Raw genomic sequence first — 473 nt, forward strand, 5'->3', positions numbered from 1 at the left:
GGTTCGTGATCCTGGTTGCCATCGTGGCCGGCGTCGTGTGGCTCGTGCGGACCGCGGCGCAACCCGGAGCACATCAATTTTCCGCGCGACCATCCCCGGGCCTGCAGCTGCTTGAGGAGCGCTACGCGCGCGGCGAAATCAACCGCGACGAATATTTGCAGAAGAAGCAGGACATTTCCGGCTGAAATCAGGCGGAACGAGATGCTCGGACGTTTATTGTTTGCCTCGCCGAAGGGAGATGCCGATGAGTTACTATTTCAGCAAGACGCTGCCGGTCAGCTTTGATGAGGCTGTGCGCCGTAGTATTGAAGGCCTCAAGCAGGAAGGTTTCGGAATCATCACCGAGATCGACGTCAAGGAGACCTTCAAGAAGAAAATCAACGTCGACTTCCGCAACTACCGCATCTTGGGGGCCTGCAATCCGACGCTCGCGCATGAAGCGCTCCAGCTCGAAGACAAGGTCGGGACAATGC

Annotated in this window: 2 protein-coding genes; both read left to right on the forward strand. The window is 57.7% G+C overall.

The features are described from left to right. Positions 1–185: SHOCT domain-containing protein (locus VSR71_RS35035; protein ID WP_342917912.1), on the forward strand; the 185-nt coding region annotated here is incomplete at its 5' end. Positions 186–244: 59 nt separating this feature from the next. Beyond that, on the forward strand, positions 245–473 hold a 229-nt coding region (locus VSR71_RS35040), incomplete at its 3' end, for a DUF302 domain-containing protein (RefSeq protein ID WP_342917913.1).

The organism is Cupriavidus oxalaticus (assembly GCF_038900635.1).
GTDB lineage: Bacteria > Pseudomonadota > Gammaproteobacteria > Burkholderiales > Burkholderiaceae > Cupriavidus > Cupriavidus oxalaticus_B.